The organism is Mycobacterium sp. SMC-21, assembly GCF_045310825.1.
GTDB lineage: Bacteria > Actinomycetota > Actinomycetes > Mycobacteriales > Mycobacteriaceae > Mycobacterium.
In genome coordinates this window covers 37,919-53,797 of sequence record NZ_JBJIAO010000005.1, presented here as the reverse complement: position 1 = coordinate 53,797, position 15,879 = coordinate 37,919, and the positions used below count along the sequence as shown (strand labels likewise).

12 protein-coding genes are annotated in these 15,879 nt (G+C 67.2%); 3 read left to right on the top strand and 9 right to left on the bottom strand.

The window, feature by feature from the left end:
- Positions 1-61: 61 nt before the first annotated feature.
- The 3 genes from ACJH6H_RS07420 (at position 62) to ACJH6H_RS07410 (ending at position 4,643) form a co-directional block, all read left to right on the top strand.
- Positions 62-1,075: an NADP-dependent oxidoreductase gene (locus ACJH6H_RS07420; protein ID WP_406774559.1), complete on the top strand. Its 1,014-nt coding sequence runs from the start codon at positions 62-64 to the stop codon at positions 1,073-1,075.
- A 7-nt stretch (positions 1,076-1,082) separates the two neighbouring features.
- A complete protein-coding gene (locus ACJH6H_RS07415; protein ID WP_406774558.1) occupies positions 1,083-2,201 on the top strand; it encodes a hypothetical protein in 1,119 nt (372 codons plus the stop codon).
- Positions 2,202-2,312: 111 nt separating this feature from the next.
- The gene (locus ACJH6H_RS07410) at positions 2,313-4,643 is read left to right on the top strand and encodes an arylsulfatase (RefSeq protein ID WP_406774557.1); all 2,331 of its coding nucleotides are present in this window, start codon (positions 2,313-2,315) and stop codon (positions 4,641-4,643) included.
- Positions 4,644-4,711: 68 nt separating this feature from the next.
- Here the strand turns inward: ACJH6H_RS07410 and ACJH6H_RS07405 are convergent, their stop codons facing one another.
- From ACJH6H_RS07405 to ACJH6H_RS07365, 9 genes are all read right to left on the bottom strand, one after another.
- Positions 4,712-5,569, bottom strand: a complete 858-nt coding sequence (locus ACJH6H_RS07405) for a hypothetical protein (protein WP_406774556.1) — start codon at positions 5,567-5,569, stop codon at positions 4,712-4,714.
- 144 nt (positions 5,570-5,713) lie between these two features.
- Complete coding sequence (locus ACJH6H_RS07400) at positions 5,714-6,766, bottom strand: LLM class flavin-dependent oxidoreductase (RefSeq protein ID WP_406774555.1); 1,053 nt, start codon at positions 6,764-6,766, stop codon at positions 5,714-5,716.
- Positions 6,766-7,272, bottom strand: coding sequence for an SRPBCC family protein (locus ACJH6H_RS07395; RefSeq protein ID WP_406774554.1), 507 nt, complete (start codon positions 7,270-7,272; stop codon positions 6,766-6,768). Before ACJH6H_RS07395 ends, ACJH6H_RS07400 begins: the two co-directional genes overlap by 1 nt.
- A 4-nt stretch (positions 7,273-7,276) precedes the next feature.
- A complete protein-coding gene (locus tag ACJH6H_RS07390; protein ID WP_406774553.1) occupies positions 7,277-7,873 on the bottom strand; it encodes a TetR/AcrR family transcriptional regulator in 597 nt (198 codons plus the stop codon).
- A gap of 160 nt (positions 7,874-8,033) precedes the next feature.
- Complete coding sequence (locus ACJH6H_RS07385) at positions 8,034-9,836, bottom strand: fatty acyl-AMP ligase (RefSeq protein WP_406774552.1); 1,803 nt, start codon at positions 9,834-9,836, stop codon at positions 8,034-8,036.
- A 61-nt stretch (positions 9,837-9,897) separates the two neighbouring features.
- Positions 9,898-11,022, bottom strand: a complete 1,125-nt coding sequence (locus ACJH6H_RS07380) for an LLM class flavin-dependent oxidoreductase (RefSeq protein WP_406774551.1) — start codon at positions 11,020-11,022, stop codon at positions 9,898-9,900.
- A gap of 3 nt (positions 11,023-11,025) precedes the next feature.
- Positions 11,026-12,414: an NtaA/DmoA family FMN-dependent monooxygenase gene (locus tag ACJH6H_RS07375; protein WP_406774550.1), complete on the bottom strand. Its 1,389-nt coding sequence runs from the start codon at positions 12,412-12,414 to the stop codon at positions 11,026-11,028.
- Entirely contained in the window at positions 12,411-13,589 is a 1,179-nt protein-coding gene (locus ACJH6H_RS07370; RefSeq protein ID WP_406774549.1) for an LLM class flavin-dependent oxidoreductase, read from the bottom strand. Before ACJH6H_RS07370 ends, ACJH6H_RS07375 begins: the two co-directional genes overlap by 4 nt.
- Positions 13,590-13,996: 407 nt before the next feature.
- On the bottom strand, positions 13,997-15,757 hold the full coding sequence (locus tag ACJH6H_RS07365; RefSeq protein WP_406774548.1) for an amidohydrolase family protein: 1,761 nt from the start codon (positions 15,755-15,757) through the stop codon (positions 13,997-13,999).
- Positions 15,758-15,879 lie beyond the last annotated feature (122 nt).

Genomic DNA, 15,879 nt, shown 5'->3' with positions numbered 1-15,879 from the left:
TAACCGAGAGGACTTTTAATAATCAATATGAAAACTCTCCGGTACCCACAGAAACGACACGATGAACCGAGAAAACCGTCAGATCCGGTTGCGGCGCCGCCCCAACGGTCTGGTCTCCCCCGACGACACCGAGATGGTGACGGTGCCCGCACCCGTCCCCGCAGAGGGTGAAGCACTGCTGCGGACGACCTATGTCGGCATCGACGCCGCTGCCCGCACCTGGCTGGACGGCGAACCCGGTTATCTCCCGGCGCTGGGGCTCGGTGAGGTGGTGCGCGTGGCAGGCATCGGCGAGGTCGTCGAATCTCGTTGCGAGGCCTACAAAGTCGGCGACCTGGTCACCACGCTGACCGGCCTGCAGGACTACGCGATCATCCGCGACGACCTGTTCAGCACACCGGTGGTGGGGTACACCGACCCTCTCGCGGTGATGTCGATCTACGGTCCCACCGGGGCGACCGCCTACTTCGGCATGACAGGCGTCGGAAAGCCCCAACCCGGCGAGACGGTCGTCGTCTCCGCCGCTGCAGGCGCCACCGGATCGGTCGCCGGGCAGATCGCCAAGATCGCCGGCGCGCGCGTCGTCGGCATCGCGGGCGGCCCGGAGAAGTGTCGCGTCGTGGTCGAGGAGTTCGGGTTCGACGCCTGCGTCGACTACAAGGCCGACGATTTCCCGGCCGCCTTGAAGGCGGCCTGTCCGGGCGGCATCAACGTCTACTTCGACAACGTCGGTGGCGACATTCTCAATGCCGCACTCGGCAACCTCGCCCACCGGGCGCGGGTGGTCATGTGCGGCATCATCACGACGTACCTCAACGGCGACCACCCCGGTCCGTCCAACTACGTGAACCTGCTGTCCACGGCCTCGACGATGCAGGGCTTCATCGCACTCGAGGAGTGGGCACGGTTCGACGAGGCCTTCGCGGCACTCAGCGGCTGGGAACAGCAGGGCCTGCTGGTGCATCGCGAAACCGTTTACGAGGGACTGGAATCCAGCATCGACGCGCTGAACGGTCTGTTCACCGGGGCGAACATCGGCAAGATGCTGGTGAAGATCAACGACCCGAAGCGGTGACGCCGCCGTGCTGACGCCCTTTGACGACTATCCGATTCACGCCTCGGCAGACCCGGTAGGCGTGCCGGCCAGCGGTGACCCCAACCACTACGATCGCTACTGGTTCAACGGCCACCAGCGTGACGGCGACTTCTACTTCGGTGCGGCCATGGGGCACTACCCCGTTCGCGGCATCATCGACGCTGCCTTCAGTGTCGTGAAAGACGGTGTCGAACATTCGATCTTCGCCTCGGGCGCTATGCCCCTGGACCGGTCGGCGACCATCGGCCCTTTCCGCGTCGAAGTCGCCGAACCATTGCGGACCATCCGCTATGTCGTCGAGGACAACGAGCAGAACATCTCCTGCGACCTGACCTTCCGAGCCACCACCGTGGCCGTCGAGGAGCCACGTCAACAGCGCCGCACCGCTGAAGGCATCGTGCTGACCGACCACACCAGGCTGACGCAATGGGGGTCGTGGGAAGGGATCATCAGCGTCGACGGCGAGGACCTTGCGGTCAGAGCCGGTGACGTGCCGGGGACCCGGGATCGGTCGTGGGGCATCCGGCCGGTCGGCGAACAGCTCGCCGTGTTGCGCCAACCCATGCCGTTCCAGGTCTTCTGGCTCTGGGCGCCATTGCATTTCGGAGACCGATTCACCCACTACGCGTTCCATGAGCATGAGGACGGCCGCCGGTGGCTGGAGACTGCCGCGGTCCTGGACCCGCTGCCGGACGGTGCGTCACCGTGCAGTCGCGTCGGCGTACGCGAGTGCTACGACATCGGCTACGAACTGGACTGGGAGCCCGGGCGGCGCGAAATCCGGCGGGCCCACCTGTGGTTCACCGATCCCATCGAGGGCGAGACACACATCGAACTGGAGAAGCTCTATACGTTCCGGATGCGCGGCATCGGCTACTGGCACCCGCACTGGGGCCACGGCTCCAATCATGGCCCGTACGAAATCGGCAGGGAATCAATCCGGTTGGGCGATTTCGATCCGACGGACTTCACGTCGCTGCACCTGCAGAACGTCGTGAAGGCGACCATGGGTGAGCGCACCGGGATCGGCGTCGTCGAACAGATCGCCATCGGTCCGCACACCCCGTCGGGACTCACCGGATTCCTGGAGGGCTACCAGGGCTGACCCGGCACGGCAAAGATCTCCCCCGCTGACGCGACCGTCAGTGGCGTACGGCACAGTAGACCCCGGATCGGGGAGCAGTCTCTTGCCGCATCAGCAGAAGGAGGTGTCGAGTTGTCTGACACGAGTGTGGTGGCACCGGTACTGCCGGACGGTGGCGTGTTGCCATTCCCGCCGGTTCCATCCGCCAGCATCGCCGGCCGGACGCTGCAGGAGTCGACGTACCAGCCGCGGACCGTCCCCAAGCGGTTGCACGACGACACCCCCAACATCGTCATCGTCCTCATCGACGACGCCGGTCCCGGACTGCCGTCCACTCTCGGTGGTGAAGTGACCACCTCGACACTCGACCGGGTGTGCGCGGAAGGCGTCTCCTACAACAGGTTTCACACCACGGCCATGTGCTCGCCGACGCGGGCCTCGCTGTTGACGGGTCGCAACCATCACGAGATCGGCAACGGGCAGATCGCCGAACTCGCCAACGACTGGGACGGGTACGCGGGCAAGATTCCGCGGTCCAGCGCGACGGTCGCCGAAGTTCTCAAACAGTACGGCTACGCCACCTCGGCTTTCGGCAAGTGGCACAACACCCCAGCAGAGGAAACCACCGCGGCCGGCCCGTTCGAGAACTGGCCCACCGGTTTGGGTTTCGAATACTTCTACGGCTTTCTCGCCGGTGAGGCGTCCCAGTACGAACCCAACCTGGTCCGCAACACCACGGTGGTCGCCCCGCCGAAGACTCCCGAAGAGGGCTACCACCTGTCGGAAGACCTCGCCGATGACGCCATCTCGTGGCTGCGCCGGCACAAGGCCTTCAATGCCGACAAGCCGTTCTTCATGTATTGGGCGAGCGGCTGCCTGCACGGCCCGCACCACATCATGAAGGAATGGGCGGACAAGTACGCGGGCAAGTTCGACGACGGCTGGGATGCCTACCGGCAGCGGGTCTTCGAGCGGGCCAAGGAAAAGGGCTGGATTCCGCAGGACTGTGAACTCACCGAACGCGACGAGACCCTGCCGGCGTGGGACGACATCCCCGAGGACGAGAAGCCGTTTCAGCGGCGCCTGATGGAGGTCGCCGCCGGCTACGCCGAGCACGTCGACGTTCAGGTCGGCCGGATCGCCGACGAACTCGATGCCCTCGGCTACGGCGACAACACCCTGTTCCTGTACATCTGGGGCGACAACGGTTCCTCCGGCGAAGGCCAGAACGGCACGATCTCAGAGCTGTTGGCGCAGAACGGAATTCCCACGACGGTGCGCCAGCACATCGACGCGCTCGATGAGCTCGGCGGACTGGACGTCCTGGGCTCTCCCCTGGTCGACAATCAGTACCACGCGGGCTGGGCCTGGGCCGGCAGCACGCCCTACAAGGGCATGAAGCTGCTGGCGTCGCATCTGGGCGGCACCCGGAATCCGCTGGCGGTGCGTTGGCCCGCGAAGATCGCCGCCGACACCGTGCCGCGCGACAACTTCCTGCACTGCAACGACATCGTGCCGACGATCTACGAGGTGGTCGGCATCGAGCCGCCGCGCACCGTCTACGGCGAACCGCAGATGCCGCTGGCCGGCGCCAGCTTTGCCCGCACCCTCGCCGACCGGAACGCGCCGGGCGGCAAGAAGACTCAGTACTTCGAGATCATGGGCAGCCGGGCGATCTATCACGACGGCTGGATCGCGTCGGCGCGTGGGCCGCGGTTGCCGTGGGTGCCGGGGCAACCCCCGGGCATCGCGACGTGGACGCCCGATCAGGATGTCTGGGAACTGTACAACCTGGATGAAGACTGGTCGCAGGCCAACGATCTCGCAGGGCAGCTGCCGGAGAAGCTCGCGCAGATGCGGGAGATGTTCGCCATCGAAGCGGCCCGAAACGCCGTGCTGCCAGTCGGTGGCGGACTGTGGGTTCCGGTGTACCACCCGGAATTGCGGATCGCGCCGCCGTTCCGGGAGTGGCACTTCTCCGGCGACATGATCCGCATGCCCGAGTTCTGCGCCCCGGCACTGGGCAACAAGAACAACGTGGTGACCATCGACGCCGACGTCCCGGAAAACGCATCCGGGGTCCTGTACGCCCTTGGCAGTGGCGCCGGCGGCCTGACCTGCTACCTCGAGAACGGCCACGTCCGCTACGAGTACAACCTGTTCATCCTGCAGCGCACCAAGATTCATTCCGACGCCGCCATCGCGCCCGGCCGGCACACCATCACGGTGACCACCCAGTACGCCGAGGTGCGTCCCGGTGGCCCGCTGGACATCACCGTCGCGGTCAACGGCGAGACGGTGGCCGCCGGACAGGTGCCGATCAGCGCCCCGCTGCTGTTCACCGCGAACGACTGCCTCGACATCGGCACCTGCCTGGGGTCACCCGTTTCGATGGACTACCGCGAACGCGCGCCCTTCCCGTTCGAAGGGCATATCCACCACGTCCACGTCGCCTACGCGTAAGGCGGCCGCCGTCCTGCCACGGCCCGCGCCATTGCGGACCGTGGCAGGACGCCCCGAGTTGGGTCAGGTCACCACGTCACCGACGTTTCGACGTGGCCGATCTCCGACTTCTGCTTACCGCCGGCGTCGTGGCAGGACAGCACGACGTTGTAGGTGGAGAAAGTCGGTGCACCACTGAAAGTCTCGGTGTGGTTCCCGTTGGCGGGGACATTGAATTGCCGGGTGGTCTTGCGCGGCACCAACGGATTCACCGAGTTCGTGGTGGCGACATAGTTGCACGTGGCCGCGAGATTCGACGTGTTCGAGACATTGAAGGCAATGCTCGTCGCACCCGGAGCGCCGAACGACGCCTGAATCGCGTTGGTCACCTCGGGAATCGGGGCGCACTGTTGGCCGGCATGCACCGTCGGGGTCGGCGACCCGTCCGGGCATTTGATGTCCGCCAAGGGTGCTGCCTCACACTGTTGTCCTGCAGGCACCGTCGAAGTCTTCGATCCCGGCGGACACTTCACCGGCGCCTCCTGCGGTTTGGCGGGCGGGGTGTAGTTGTAGTCGGCCCACGGCCCGCACCAGTCGCCTTCGAAGTCCTTCTTGCGGCAGCCCTGGACGCCGATCTTGAAAGCCTTGCCGCCGTTGTCATGTCCCCACCGTGCGGTGGCGCCGTTGATGCATTTGAATTCGTATTCGGACTGGATGCCGTTCCACATGATGTGTACCGCGTCGATGACGTAGTCACCGTGCACGCGAGCACATCCGCCGATGATGCACGTGACGTGGACGTCGCTGTCGGGCGTACAGGTCGCGGTGAGCCCGTTCGACAACTGATCGGCGCTCGCCGCCGGCGGCAGCATCAGACCGAACGTGCACAGACACGCGACCAGAATCGGCGTGACGATGCGTCTCAGATTTCGCCTTCGACTGGGCATGACATCTCCTCGGGCAGCGGAACATGGCAGACGGATCGCGGTGCGCTGGCCAGCTCGAACCACGGTTCGACGCTACGTCCGCGTCACGGCCCGGCAAATAAGGGAACTCCCTATGATGTGCCCGCCGCCGTCAGGCCTGCCGGATCACCGCTCGATCGAATGCACCAGGTCGATGGCGGCACCGAGCGTGGTGAACCGTTCCTCGAGAGTGTCGCCCGCCGGGTAAATCCGGACGGTGTCGACGCCGGCATCGCACCACACCTGAAGGCGATCGCGCACCATGTCGGCAGTGCCGATCAACGTGGTGGCCAGGATCATCTCGTCGGTGATCAGCGCCGCCGCGCCGTCGCGGTCGCCGGACTGCCAGCGTTCCCGGACCGCGGCCGCGACCTCGGCCCAGCCCTGCCGGCTGTACGCCTGGTTGTAGAAATTGGTCGAGGCCGAACCCATCCCACCGAGGCTGAACGCCAACTCGGACTTCCGGGCGTCGATCAGCGTCTTGAGATGGGCCTCGTCGCGGGCGAACGACACCTCGGCACCCTGGCAGATGTCGAGATCGGCACGCGCGCGGCCCGAGCGCCCGAGACCGTCGTCGAGGTGGGCGAAGTAGGCGTCGTCGGCACCTTCGGGGACGAAGCTGGTGCCGAGCCAGCCGTCGGCGACCTCGCCGGTGAGCCGCAGCATGGCGGGTGTGAGACTCGCTATGTAGAGCGGGATTTCGTGCTCCGCCCGCATCGACAGGCGCATCGGCTTCACGTCACCGCCCGGCAGCGGAATCTGGAACTGGCTGCCGCTGTGCGTGACCCGCTCGCCCGCGATTACTTGCCGGATGATGTCGATGGTCTCCCGCATCCGGCCCAGCGGCTTGGCGAACGGTACGCCGTGCAGTCCCTCGATGACCTGGGGTCCCGATGCGCCGAGGCCCAGCAGGAAGCGCCCGCCCGACAGATTCGACAGCGTGATCGCGGCCTGGGCGATGGCCACCGGCGTCCGGGTGCCGAGCTGAATGATGCCCGAGCCCAACAACATCCGTTCCGTGCACGCGGCGTAGTACCCCAGTGCCGACGGCGCGTCGGATCCCCACGCCTCGGCGACCCAACAGATGTCCAGGCCCAACTTCTCGGCCTCGGAGACGAAAAGCCTTTGATAATTCCAGTTTCCGAGGCTCGCTGCCTCGACCGTCGTCGCGGCGCGCATCAGCTCTCGGCCCGCTGCTTGATGTACGCCAGTGCGCACTGCATCCCGGACTCGAATTCGCGCAGCCGGTTGAACACGATCTTCTGCTCCTTGTCGGGCATCCGGGCGATCGCCAGAGACAACCCCGACGGTGCGGGGCCCATCTGGGCCCATTCCGCCAACCGGGTCCCGGTGCCCTCGGGGTGCAGGCTCAGGCGCCACGTTGCGGTCGGGTTGCCGGCATCGCCGATGGCCCAGGCCATCACATGTTGTGGTTCGTACTCGACGATCTCGCACTCCGTCGACCACTCCCCGAGTGCGGGATGGCTGTTGTGGCCGACGAAACGGGCGCCCACACGCGGTGCGTCACAGTCCCCGAGCCATTCGACCCGCTGCAACTCGGGGCTGCACTCGGGCATCACCGTGATGTCCGACGCCACTTCCCAGACCCGCGCCACGGGCGCGTCGATCCACGTCGACGCCTCGACGGTAGGGGCGTCGGCATACACCGCACCGGTCCATTCCATGGTCTCAACTTCCCTTCGGGGTAGGTGCGCCGGCGGCAAAGAGCGTCCGGGCTGCCAACAGCAACTTCAGTTCGGCGTTGACATCATCGAGCGGCTGCAGGCTCGATGTGGCCCGGCACATGGTGATGGCACCTTCGATGGCACCGAGCGACATGGTGGCCAGTCGGCGGGCAACCACGGTGCCGACGCCGTCGGCCACCAGACAGTCGGTGACCAGCTGGTACCAGGTGCGGAAGATCTGATTGGCGTGCTGCGCCAGCGCCGAGCCCGGTGCGGCGCTGACGGCAATGGACACCACCGGACAGCCGACCGAAAAGTTGTTCTGGCGCAGCAGCTTCCGCCAGAATCCGGTCACGGCGTCGACGACGGCCGCCGGTCCGTCCGGTGCCGCCCTGGAGATCAGCCGAGAGATGGCATCACCGCTGAGCTGCGCGGCCTCGTCGATGATCTGAGCGCGCCCGCCGGGAAAGTGGTGGTAGATGGAGCCTCGCGGCGCGCCGCTGCGGCTCAGCACATCGTCGAGCGTGACACCGTCGACGCCCCGCTCACGCAGCAGTTCGACGGCGGCGAGCACCATCGACTGGCGAGTGTCGGGCGGCATGGGGCGACTCCTGGCGAGCGGATCGATTGACTCGAATTATGATCGTGTTCATATCGAGGAGTCAAGAACCGCCCACATCCGAAGCGCACGAGCTGTATGGACGTGCGTCAACGCACCCGAATATGATCGGATTCATAACCGGCCGCGTGGCGCCCGGTGCTTACAGCGAACCGTCCAGATAGGCGGCTCTGCAGGCGCGGCGCGCCAGCTTCCCGCTGGTGGTGCGCGGGATGCCGCCGGCGGGCAGCAACCGGACCTCGGCGACGGTCACGCCATGACGCTCCGAAACGAGCGCATGGACCGACTCGATCGCGGGCCGGGGATCATGGCGCGCCGTGCCCGAGGCACGTTCGGCGATGATCACGAGCTGTTCGCCATCCTCGCCCGGCACGGTGAAAGCCGTCACGTAGCCGCGCCGCACCAGTGGTGACGCGTCGGCGGCCGTCGTCTCGATGTGCTGCGGATAGTGGTTCTGCCCACTGATCGTGATGACGTCGGCGAGACGACCCGTGACGTACAACTCGCCGTCGAGGTAGAAACCCAGATCACCTGTCCGCAACCAGGATCCGTCGACATCGGCGCCGTCGGCGTGACTGTTCAGCGGCAAGGTGCTGCGCAGCCGAGCGTGGAAAACCTCTCGGGTCTCCTCTGGCCGGCCCCAATAACCACGGCCGATGTTGTTGCCCTGCAACCAGATCTCGCCGACGCGACCGTCGGGCTGTTCGGTTCCGGTGACCGGGTCCACCAGCACCACCCAGAGACTGCTCGCCGGCTGCCCGCACGCCACCTGCGCAACCGCACCCGGTGCGTCCTCGGCCACCGGCACCGCCACACCGGACGCCAGTTGCGCGCGGTCGAAGTACCGCACCGTCGCCTCCGCGTCGGGCGCGATGTTGGACACGAAAAGTGTTGCCTCGGCGATGCCATAGGACGGCTTGATCGCCGTCTTCGGCAGTCCATACGATTCGAAGACCGCGTTGAAGCTCTTGATGGCGTCCATGCTGACCGGTTCCGAGCCCACGATCATCACCACGTTCGCCAGGTCGATGTCGTCACCCGGGCTCGGCGCACCACGATGCGCCGCCCATTCGTAAGCGAAATTCGGTGCCGCGGTGACCACTCGGCCGACCTTCGAGCCGTCCGACAACGCCTGGATCCACCGCAACGGCCGGCGGACGAACGCCGTCGGCGACATCAATGTCGAGTGCCCGCCGTACACGGTGGGAAAGCCGATCATCGACAGACCCATGTCGTGATACAACGGCAGCCAGCTGACGCCGTGTGTGTTGCGATCCAGCATGTCGATGGACAAGATCATCTGAATCAGGTTGGTGCCCACCGCTTTATGGGTGATCTCCACTCCGACGGGCGGGCGGGTCGCCCCCGAGGTGTACTGCAGGTGCGAGACATCGTCGATCTCGAGGTGGACGGGTTCGAACGAAACACCCTCGTCGTCCGGCACCTCGTCGATGGCGACGACTGCCGGCGTGCCCAGGTCCGGATGCGCGGCGAGGAATTCGGTGACGGCCGGCCGCGCCGCCGCCGTCGTCACGATCGCTGCCGGTCGCGCATCGTGGAGTGCGGTGTCCAACCGCTCGGCATGCCCCGGCAATTCGGGCGCGAACAGCGGTACTGCGATGGCGCCGGCCTTGATCGCCGCGAAGAACCCGGCGACATATTCGAGGCCCTGTGGCGCCATGATGGCAACGCGGTCACCGCGCTCGGTGACGGACTGCAGCCGGGCCGCGATGGCCGCCAGTCGCACCCCGAGTTGGGCCCAGGTCACTTCGTAAGTCCGCGCTTCGGTGCCGGAGTAGTCGAGGTAGCGGTATGCCACCATGTCGGGGAGATGCGCGATGTTCCCATCGATCAGGGCGATCAGCGTCGCGCCGGGCGGCAGCGTCACCGCCCCCGATTCGTCGACGCAGTCCTCGATCTGGAAAAGGCCGCTGCCCGGTGTCATGGGTCCAGCCTATGCGCACCCTTGAAAATGGCTGCGCCGCTACACATCTATCTGTAGTTGTTCACCGCCGCGACCACTCGTCGGCCAACAACTCGTAGGAGCGCACCCGGTCCCGGTGGTCGTGGGTGATGGTGGTGATGATCAATTCGTCGGCCCCGGTCGCGTCGCGTAGCCGTTCCAGCTTGTCGGCGACCTGTGCGGCGGTCCCCACGAACTGGGTGTCCACCCGGTCCGCGACGAGCTCACGTTCGGCAGCCGTCCAGCTGTGCGCACGCGCTTCGGCCGGGGTCGGGAACGGGATTGCGCCTTCGGCGGTGCGGATGCTGCGCACCCACAGGCCGTATCCGGTGGCGAGTTCGCGGGCCGTGGCCTCGTCATCGGCGACGACGACATCCGCCGACACCGCGACGTACGGCTCGTCGAGTTCAGTCGATGGACGGAACGCGGCCCGGTAGGCATCGGTCGCCTCGAGGACCGACGATGGTGCGACGTGGTAGTTGCTGGCGAACCGCAGTCCTCTGGTCCCGGCGACCTCGGCGCTCTCACCGCCGCTGCTGCCCAGGATCCAGATCTGGAGGTCGGCGCCTTCCCCGGGCACGACCTGCGCCGCCAAGCCGTCGGCGTCGCGGTAGACGCCGGCGATCAACGCCAGGATGTCGCTGATCTGGTCGGTGTAGTCCTGCGATTGCGCGCCGGGCAGCTGCAGGAGTGCCCGTTGGAGGGCGAACCGCGGTGACTGCAACAGCGGGCGCGGATCGAACTTCGGTGGAATCAGCAGCCCGCGCGCGCCGTTGCGGACACCCGGTGCGCCCACCGAGGCACCCACCGGGACTTTCGGTTCCCGCGGCTTCCCACCGGAGCGCCCCAGGCCGAGGTCGAACCGGCCCGGGTGCAGCGCGTCGAGCAGACCGAACTCCTCGACAGTCGCCACCGCGGTCCGGTGACCCATCTGCACTGCCCCCGAGCCCAGTCGGATCGTGGAGGTCTCCGCCGCGGTCAGCGCGAGCAGCACAGCCGGCGAGGTGCCGGCGATACCGGGATTGAGGTGGTGCTCGGCGAACCAGTAACGCGCGTAGCCCAGGGCCTCCGCGCGCTTGGCGAGGTCGATGCTGTTGCGTAGCGCCTGCGGCGCAGTCGAACCCGACGAGATCGGCACCAGATCGAGCACGGTCAGTGGAGTCGCCATGAGCTACGACGCCACTTCTGCGGAGACATTGGTGCGCACCGCCGGCCGCGGCAGCGGCGCCAGTCCCAGGTGGTCGCGCAGTGTGGTGCCCGTGTAGTCGGTGCGGTACGTGCCGCGCTCCTGCAGCAGTGGCACCACCCGGTCGACGAACGGGTCGAGGCCGCCGGGCGTGATGTGCGGGACGAGGATGAATCCGTCGCTGGCATCGGCCTGGACGTAGCGGTCGATCGTCGCCGCGATGGTGTGGGGCGATCCGATGAACGATTGCCGCCCGGTGACTTCGACGATCAGCTCGCGCGTGGTGAGGTTCTGCGCCTCGGCCTTGGCCCGCCACTCGGCGGCGATCGCGAGCGGGTCCCGGAACATGCGCACGCTGGCCCGGCCGCGCGCGATGGTGTTCTCCCCCACGACCGGATCCACCGCCGGCAGCGGCCCGTCCGGGTCGTGGTCGGACAGGTCGCGGTTCCAGAGCTGTTCGAGGAACTTGATCGCGGTCTGCCCGGACACCTGGGCGAGCCGGACCTCGTGCGCCAGGTCGGCCGCCTCATCGTCGGTGTCACCGATCACGAACGTCGCGGCCGGGAGGATGAGCAACTCGTCATGGCGCCGGCCGTAACGTGCCAACCTGCCCTTGACGTCGGTATAGAACGCCTGCCCGGCCTCCAGCGTGCTGTGCCGCGAGAAGATGGCGTCGGCAGCCGATGCCGCGAACTCGCGGCCCTCGTCCGAGTCACCCGCCTGGAAGATCACCGGGCGCCCCTGCGGGCTGCGTGGCACGTTGAACCGGCCGTGGATGTCGAAGTGGCCGTCCGTGTGCGAGAACGCGCCGGCATCGGGTTCGGACAGGAACACGCCGTTCGTCTTGTCCGCCACGATTTCGTCGCCGCGCCACGAGTCGAACAGCTCCAGCGCCGTCTGCAGGAATGTCTTGGCCCGTTCGTAGCGCTGGTCCTCCGCCAGGAACCCGCCGCGGCGAAAGTTCTCGCCCGTGAACGCATCCCACGAGGTGACGACGTTCCAGGCCGCACGGCCGTCAGAGAGATGATCCAGGGAGGCGAACTGCCGGGCCACCTCGTAGGGTTCGTTGAACGTCGAATTGATGGTGCCGGTCAAGCCGATTCGCTCGGTCACCGCGGCCAGCGCGGCCAGCACGGTGAAGGTGTCCGGGCGCCCGACGACGTCGAGGTCGTAGATCTCGCCGTTCTGTTCGCGCAGGCGCAAGCCCTCGGCCAGGAACAGGAAATCGAATTTCCCGCGCTCGGCCGTCCGCGCGAAGTGCTCGAACGAACTGAACTCGATGTGGCTGCCGGCCGCCGGGTCACTCCACACCGTGGTGTTGTTGACGCCCGGAAAGTGCGCGGCGAGGTGAATCTGCTTGACTGGCTTGCTCATTGGCTGCTCCTTGCGTAACGGTTGGACGGGCGCGGCAACCCGAGCAGGCCTCGCAACGTGTTCGCTTCGTACCCGTCGCGGAAGAGTCCGCGGCGCCGCAATTCGGGCACCAGTTGTTCGGTGATCTGGACCAGGTCGTGCGGCAGGGTCGCCGGCCGCAGCCGAAATCCCGTCAGCCCGGCGCCGTGCCACTCCGTCAGCAGGTCGGCCAATTGCGCGGCGGTTCCGGCGAACACTGTTGCATCGCTGCGATATTCGGCACCGGCGACGTCATCGAGCCGGCGCCGGCGGGCCTGTGCCGCCGGCGCACTGTCATCGAGAAACACCACCACATCGCCGAAGATGTGCAACGTCTCGGAACCGCGGCCGGCGTCGTGTTGCAACCCACGGATTTCCTCGACGACAGCTACGGCCTGTGCGGCGTCGCCAGGGGTGACAAAGCCGACGTCCGAGCTGCCGGCGATCAGCTCGTGGCCGGCGCGGCCGTGGCCCAATGCCGCGACGATCGGCTGCCCCTGCGGTGGGCGCGGCGTGATGGACGGACCCTTGACCGAGAACCAGCGGCCACTGAAGTCGATGTAGTGCAACTTGTCCCGATCGATGAAGCGGCCGGTGGCCGCATCGCGGATCTCGGCGTCGTCCTCCCAGCTGTCCCACAGCCGGCGCAGCACCTCGACGTAGTCGGCGGTCTCGGCGAAATACTCGCCGGCCCGCGACCGGGCCGCAGCCTCACGTCGCCCGAAGTGCGCGGCGACATCCGGGCGGCCGGCGATCTGGACGCGCACGCCGGCCCGGCCGGCACTCACGTAATCGAGCGTCGCGATGGACTTCGACACATGGAACGGCTCGGTGTGGGTGACGACGGCCGTGGGCACCAACCCGATCCGCTGGGTACGGGGCGCGACCCGAGCCGCGATCAACACCGCGTCCAACCGGCCACGGACCCGATCGACGCGCTGGTCCGGCACGAAGGGGTCGTCGGACTGGATTGCCAACGAGTCCTCGACGGTCACGAAGTCCAGCGCACCGCGTTCGGCCTCGAGGACCAGGTCGGTCCAGTAGCCGGCGCCGAAGAGATCGGCGGGTCGCGCGTCGGGTTCGCGCCACGCGGCCGGGTGCCAGCCGGCGCCGTCCAGCGCCACGGCCAGATGGATTCGGCTCGACGAATCAGGCATCGCAACCTGCCTTCCTGACGGGGTACGACCACTCTGCCGAGCCGCGCGCAGATCGCGGCGGTGGCCGCAGTGTCCGCGCCAGGGCAGGGAATAGTCGGCCGAGCGGTCGGCACGTCCGGTAGGCGGACACTCGGCCGGCGCGATGGCCGGCCGGAGATCAGGCCGGCGGGATCGCCGATGTCCGCCGGAGCGGCCGTTGGCGGGTGCGCTGGGGCATCAAAAAGGCTCTATGCCAACGTCTTTGCGACGTGCGGCAGTCGACGGCGTCCGAACCTGGCGCGCCTCGCGGCGAGTTCCGGGGACCCAGGACAGATCACTGGGATGCGAGTTTGCGCGCGGGGCCTGCCGCGTCTGCACGACCCCAGAGGTATCGCGATGCTCCTGAAATCATCAGGATTCCAAACCAGCTAGCGGATGCCGCGGACCAGCCGGCCCGGCCGTGCGCCGGTGTCGATGCCGTGCCGGCGGGTGACGGTGCCGCTGACGATCGTCGCGTCGTAGCCACTTGCGCCCTGCACCAAGCGTTTTCCACCGGCGGGCAGATCGTGCACCATCTTCGGCGCGTGCAGCGTCAGCGCGTCCAGATCGATGACGTTGACGTCCGCCTTCTTGCCGACGGCGATGACGCCGCGGTCCGACATCCCGTACAGCTGGGCGGTGTCATGCGACTGCTTGCGGATGACGTACTCCAGCGGCAGCTTCTCACCGCGATGGCGGTCCCGGGCCCAGTGCGTCAGCAGAAACGTCGGGTACGACGCGTCGCAGATCATGCTGCAGTGCGCGCCGCCGTCCGACAGCCCGAGCACCCCGGCCGGATGCGTGAGCATCTCGCGGATGGCGTCATGGTTGCCGTCCGAGTAGTTGAACATCGGGTACATCAGCATGGCGCCGGCGTCGGCTTCCAGCATCAGGTCGTACATCGCGGCCAGCGGGTCCACGCCGCGGCGCTCCGCGATCGCCGCCACGGTGCGCTCGACCGTCGGCTCGTAATCCGGCGGTTCGCCGATGTGGTACAGGCGATTTGCCGCATTCTGCGCCAGCATGAACATGCCGTCGAACAACTTCGTGGGATCGATCGGCAGGTCTTCCTCCGCCAGGATCGCGGCCCGCACCGCGGGCTCGGCCAGCTTCTCCGCGAGCTCCTCGCGCGTGCACTCGGCGACCAGCCGGCGGTACGTCGGCCGGTGGGTGAACGCGTGGTGGCCGGGGAAGCCCAGCAACATGCCGAACGGCCGCGCAGCCACCTGCGGGAACAACCGGCTGCCCGCCTGGTGCGCGGCCGCCGACAGATCGAGCTGCTCACGCCACAGATTGGGGTCGGCGTCGACCTGGATGAGCGCGAAGCTCAGGGCACAGTCGATCTCCTCTCCCAGCCGGCGCATCCACTCGAGTTCCTTGCGCGGCGCGACGATGTCCTCGCCCGCCGCGCCCTGCGGGGCCAGCTCGAAGACGGCCGCCCCACCGGCCGCGGTCGCCCGGCCCAGTGCGAACAACTCGTCTTCCGCGGCGAAGGTGCCGGGCACGGGCTCGCCGTCCATGGCGCGGTGTGCCAACGTGCGTGATGACGAAAAGCCCAGGGCCCCGGCCTCGATCGCGTCCTGGACCAGTTTGGCCATGGCCTTGATGTCGTCGGCGGTGGCCGGTTCGTTGCGGGCGCCGCGCTCCCCCATGGCGTACGCGCGGACCGCGCCGTGCGCGATCTGGGTGCCCATGTCGACGGCCAGTTCACGCTGCCCGACGACGTCGAGGTACTCGCCGAAACTCTCCCAGCCCCACGTGATGCCCTCGGTCAGGGCAGTGCCGGGGATGTCCTCGACGCCCTCCATGAGCGCGATCAGCCATTCCTCCTGGCCGGGGCGCACCGGCGCGAAACCGACGCCGCAGTTGCCCGCGACCACCGTCGTCACGCCGTGGTTGCTCGACGGCTCCAGCACGCTGTCCCAACTCACCTGGCCGTCGTAGTGGGTGTGGATGTCCACGAACCCGGGAGCGACGATCTTGCCGGTGGCATCGATGGTCTCGGCCGAATCACCGGACAGCACAGGGTCGTTCGGACCGCGGCGGTGAACCTCGACGATCTTGCCGTCCTTGATCGCGACGTCGGCGGTGAACCGGTCGGCGCCGGTGCCGTCGACGACGGTGCCACCGGTGATCTTCAGATCGAACACATCTGCTCCCTCGTTGCTGCCCGCGAACATCCGTCGGCGGCAGTACTGTAACAGTGTTACACCGTGCTGGGCGGTAGATCCAGAGACAGGACTCAGCCCTGGTGTGATTAGGTGTTCGGCAA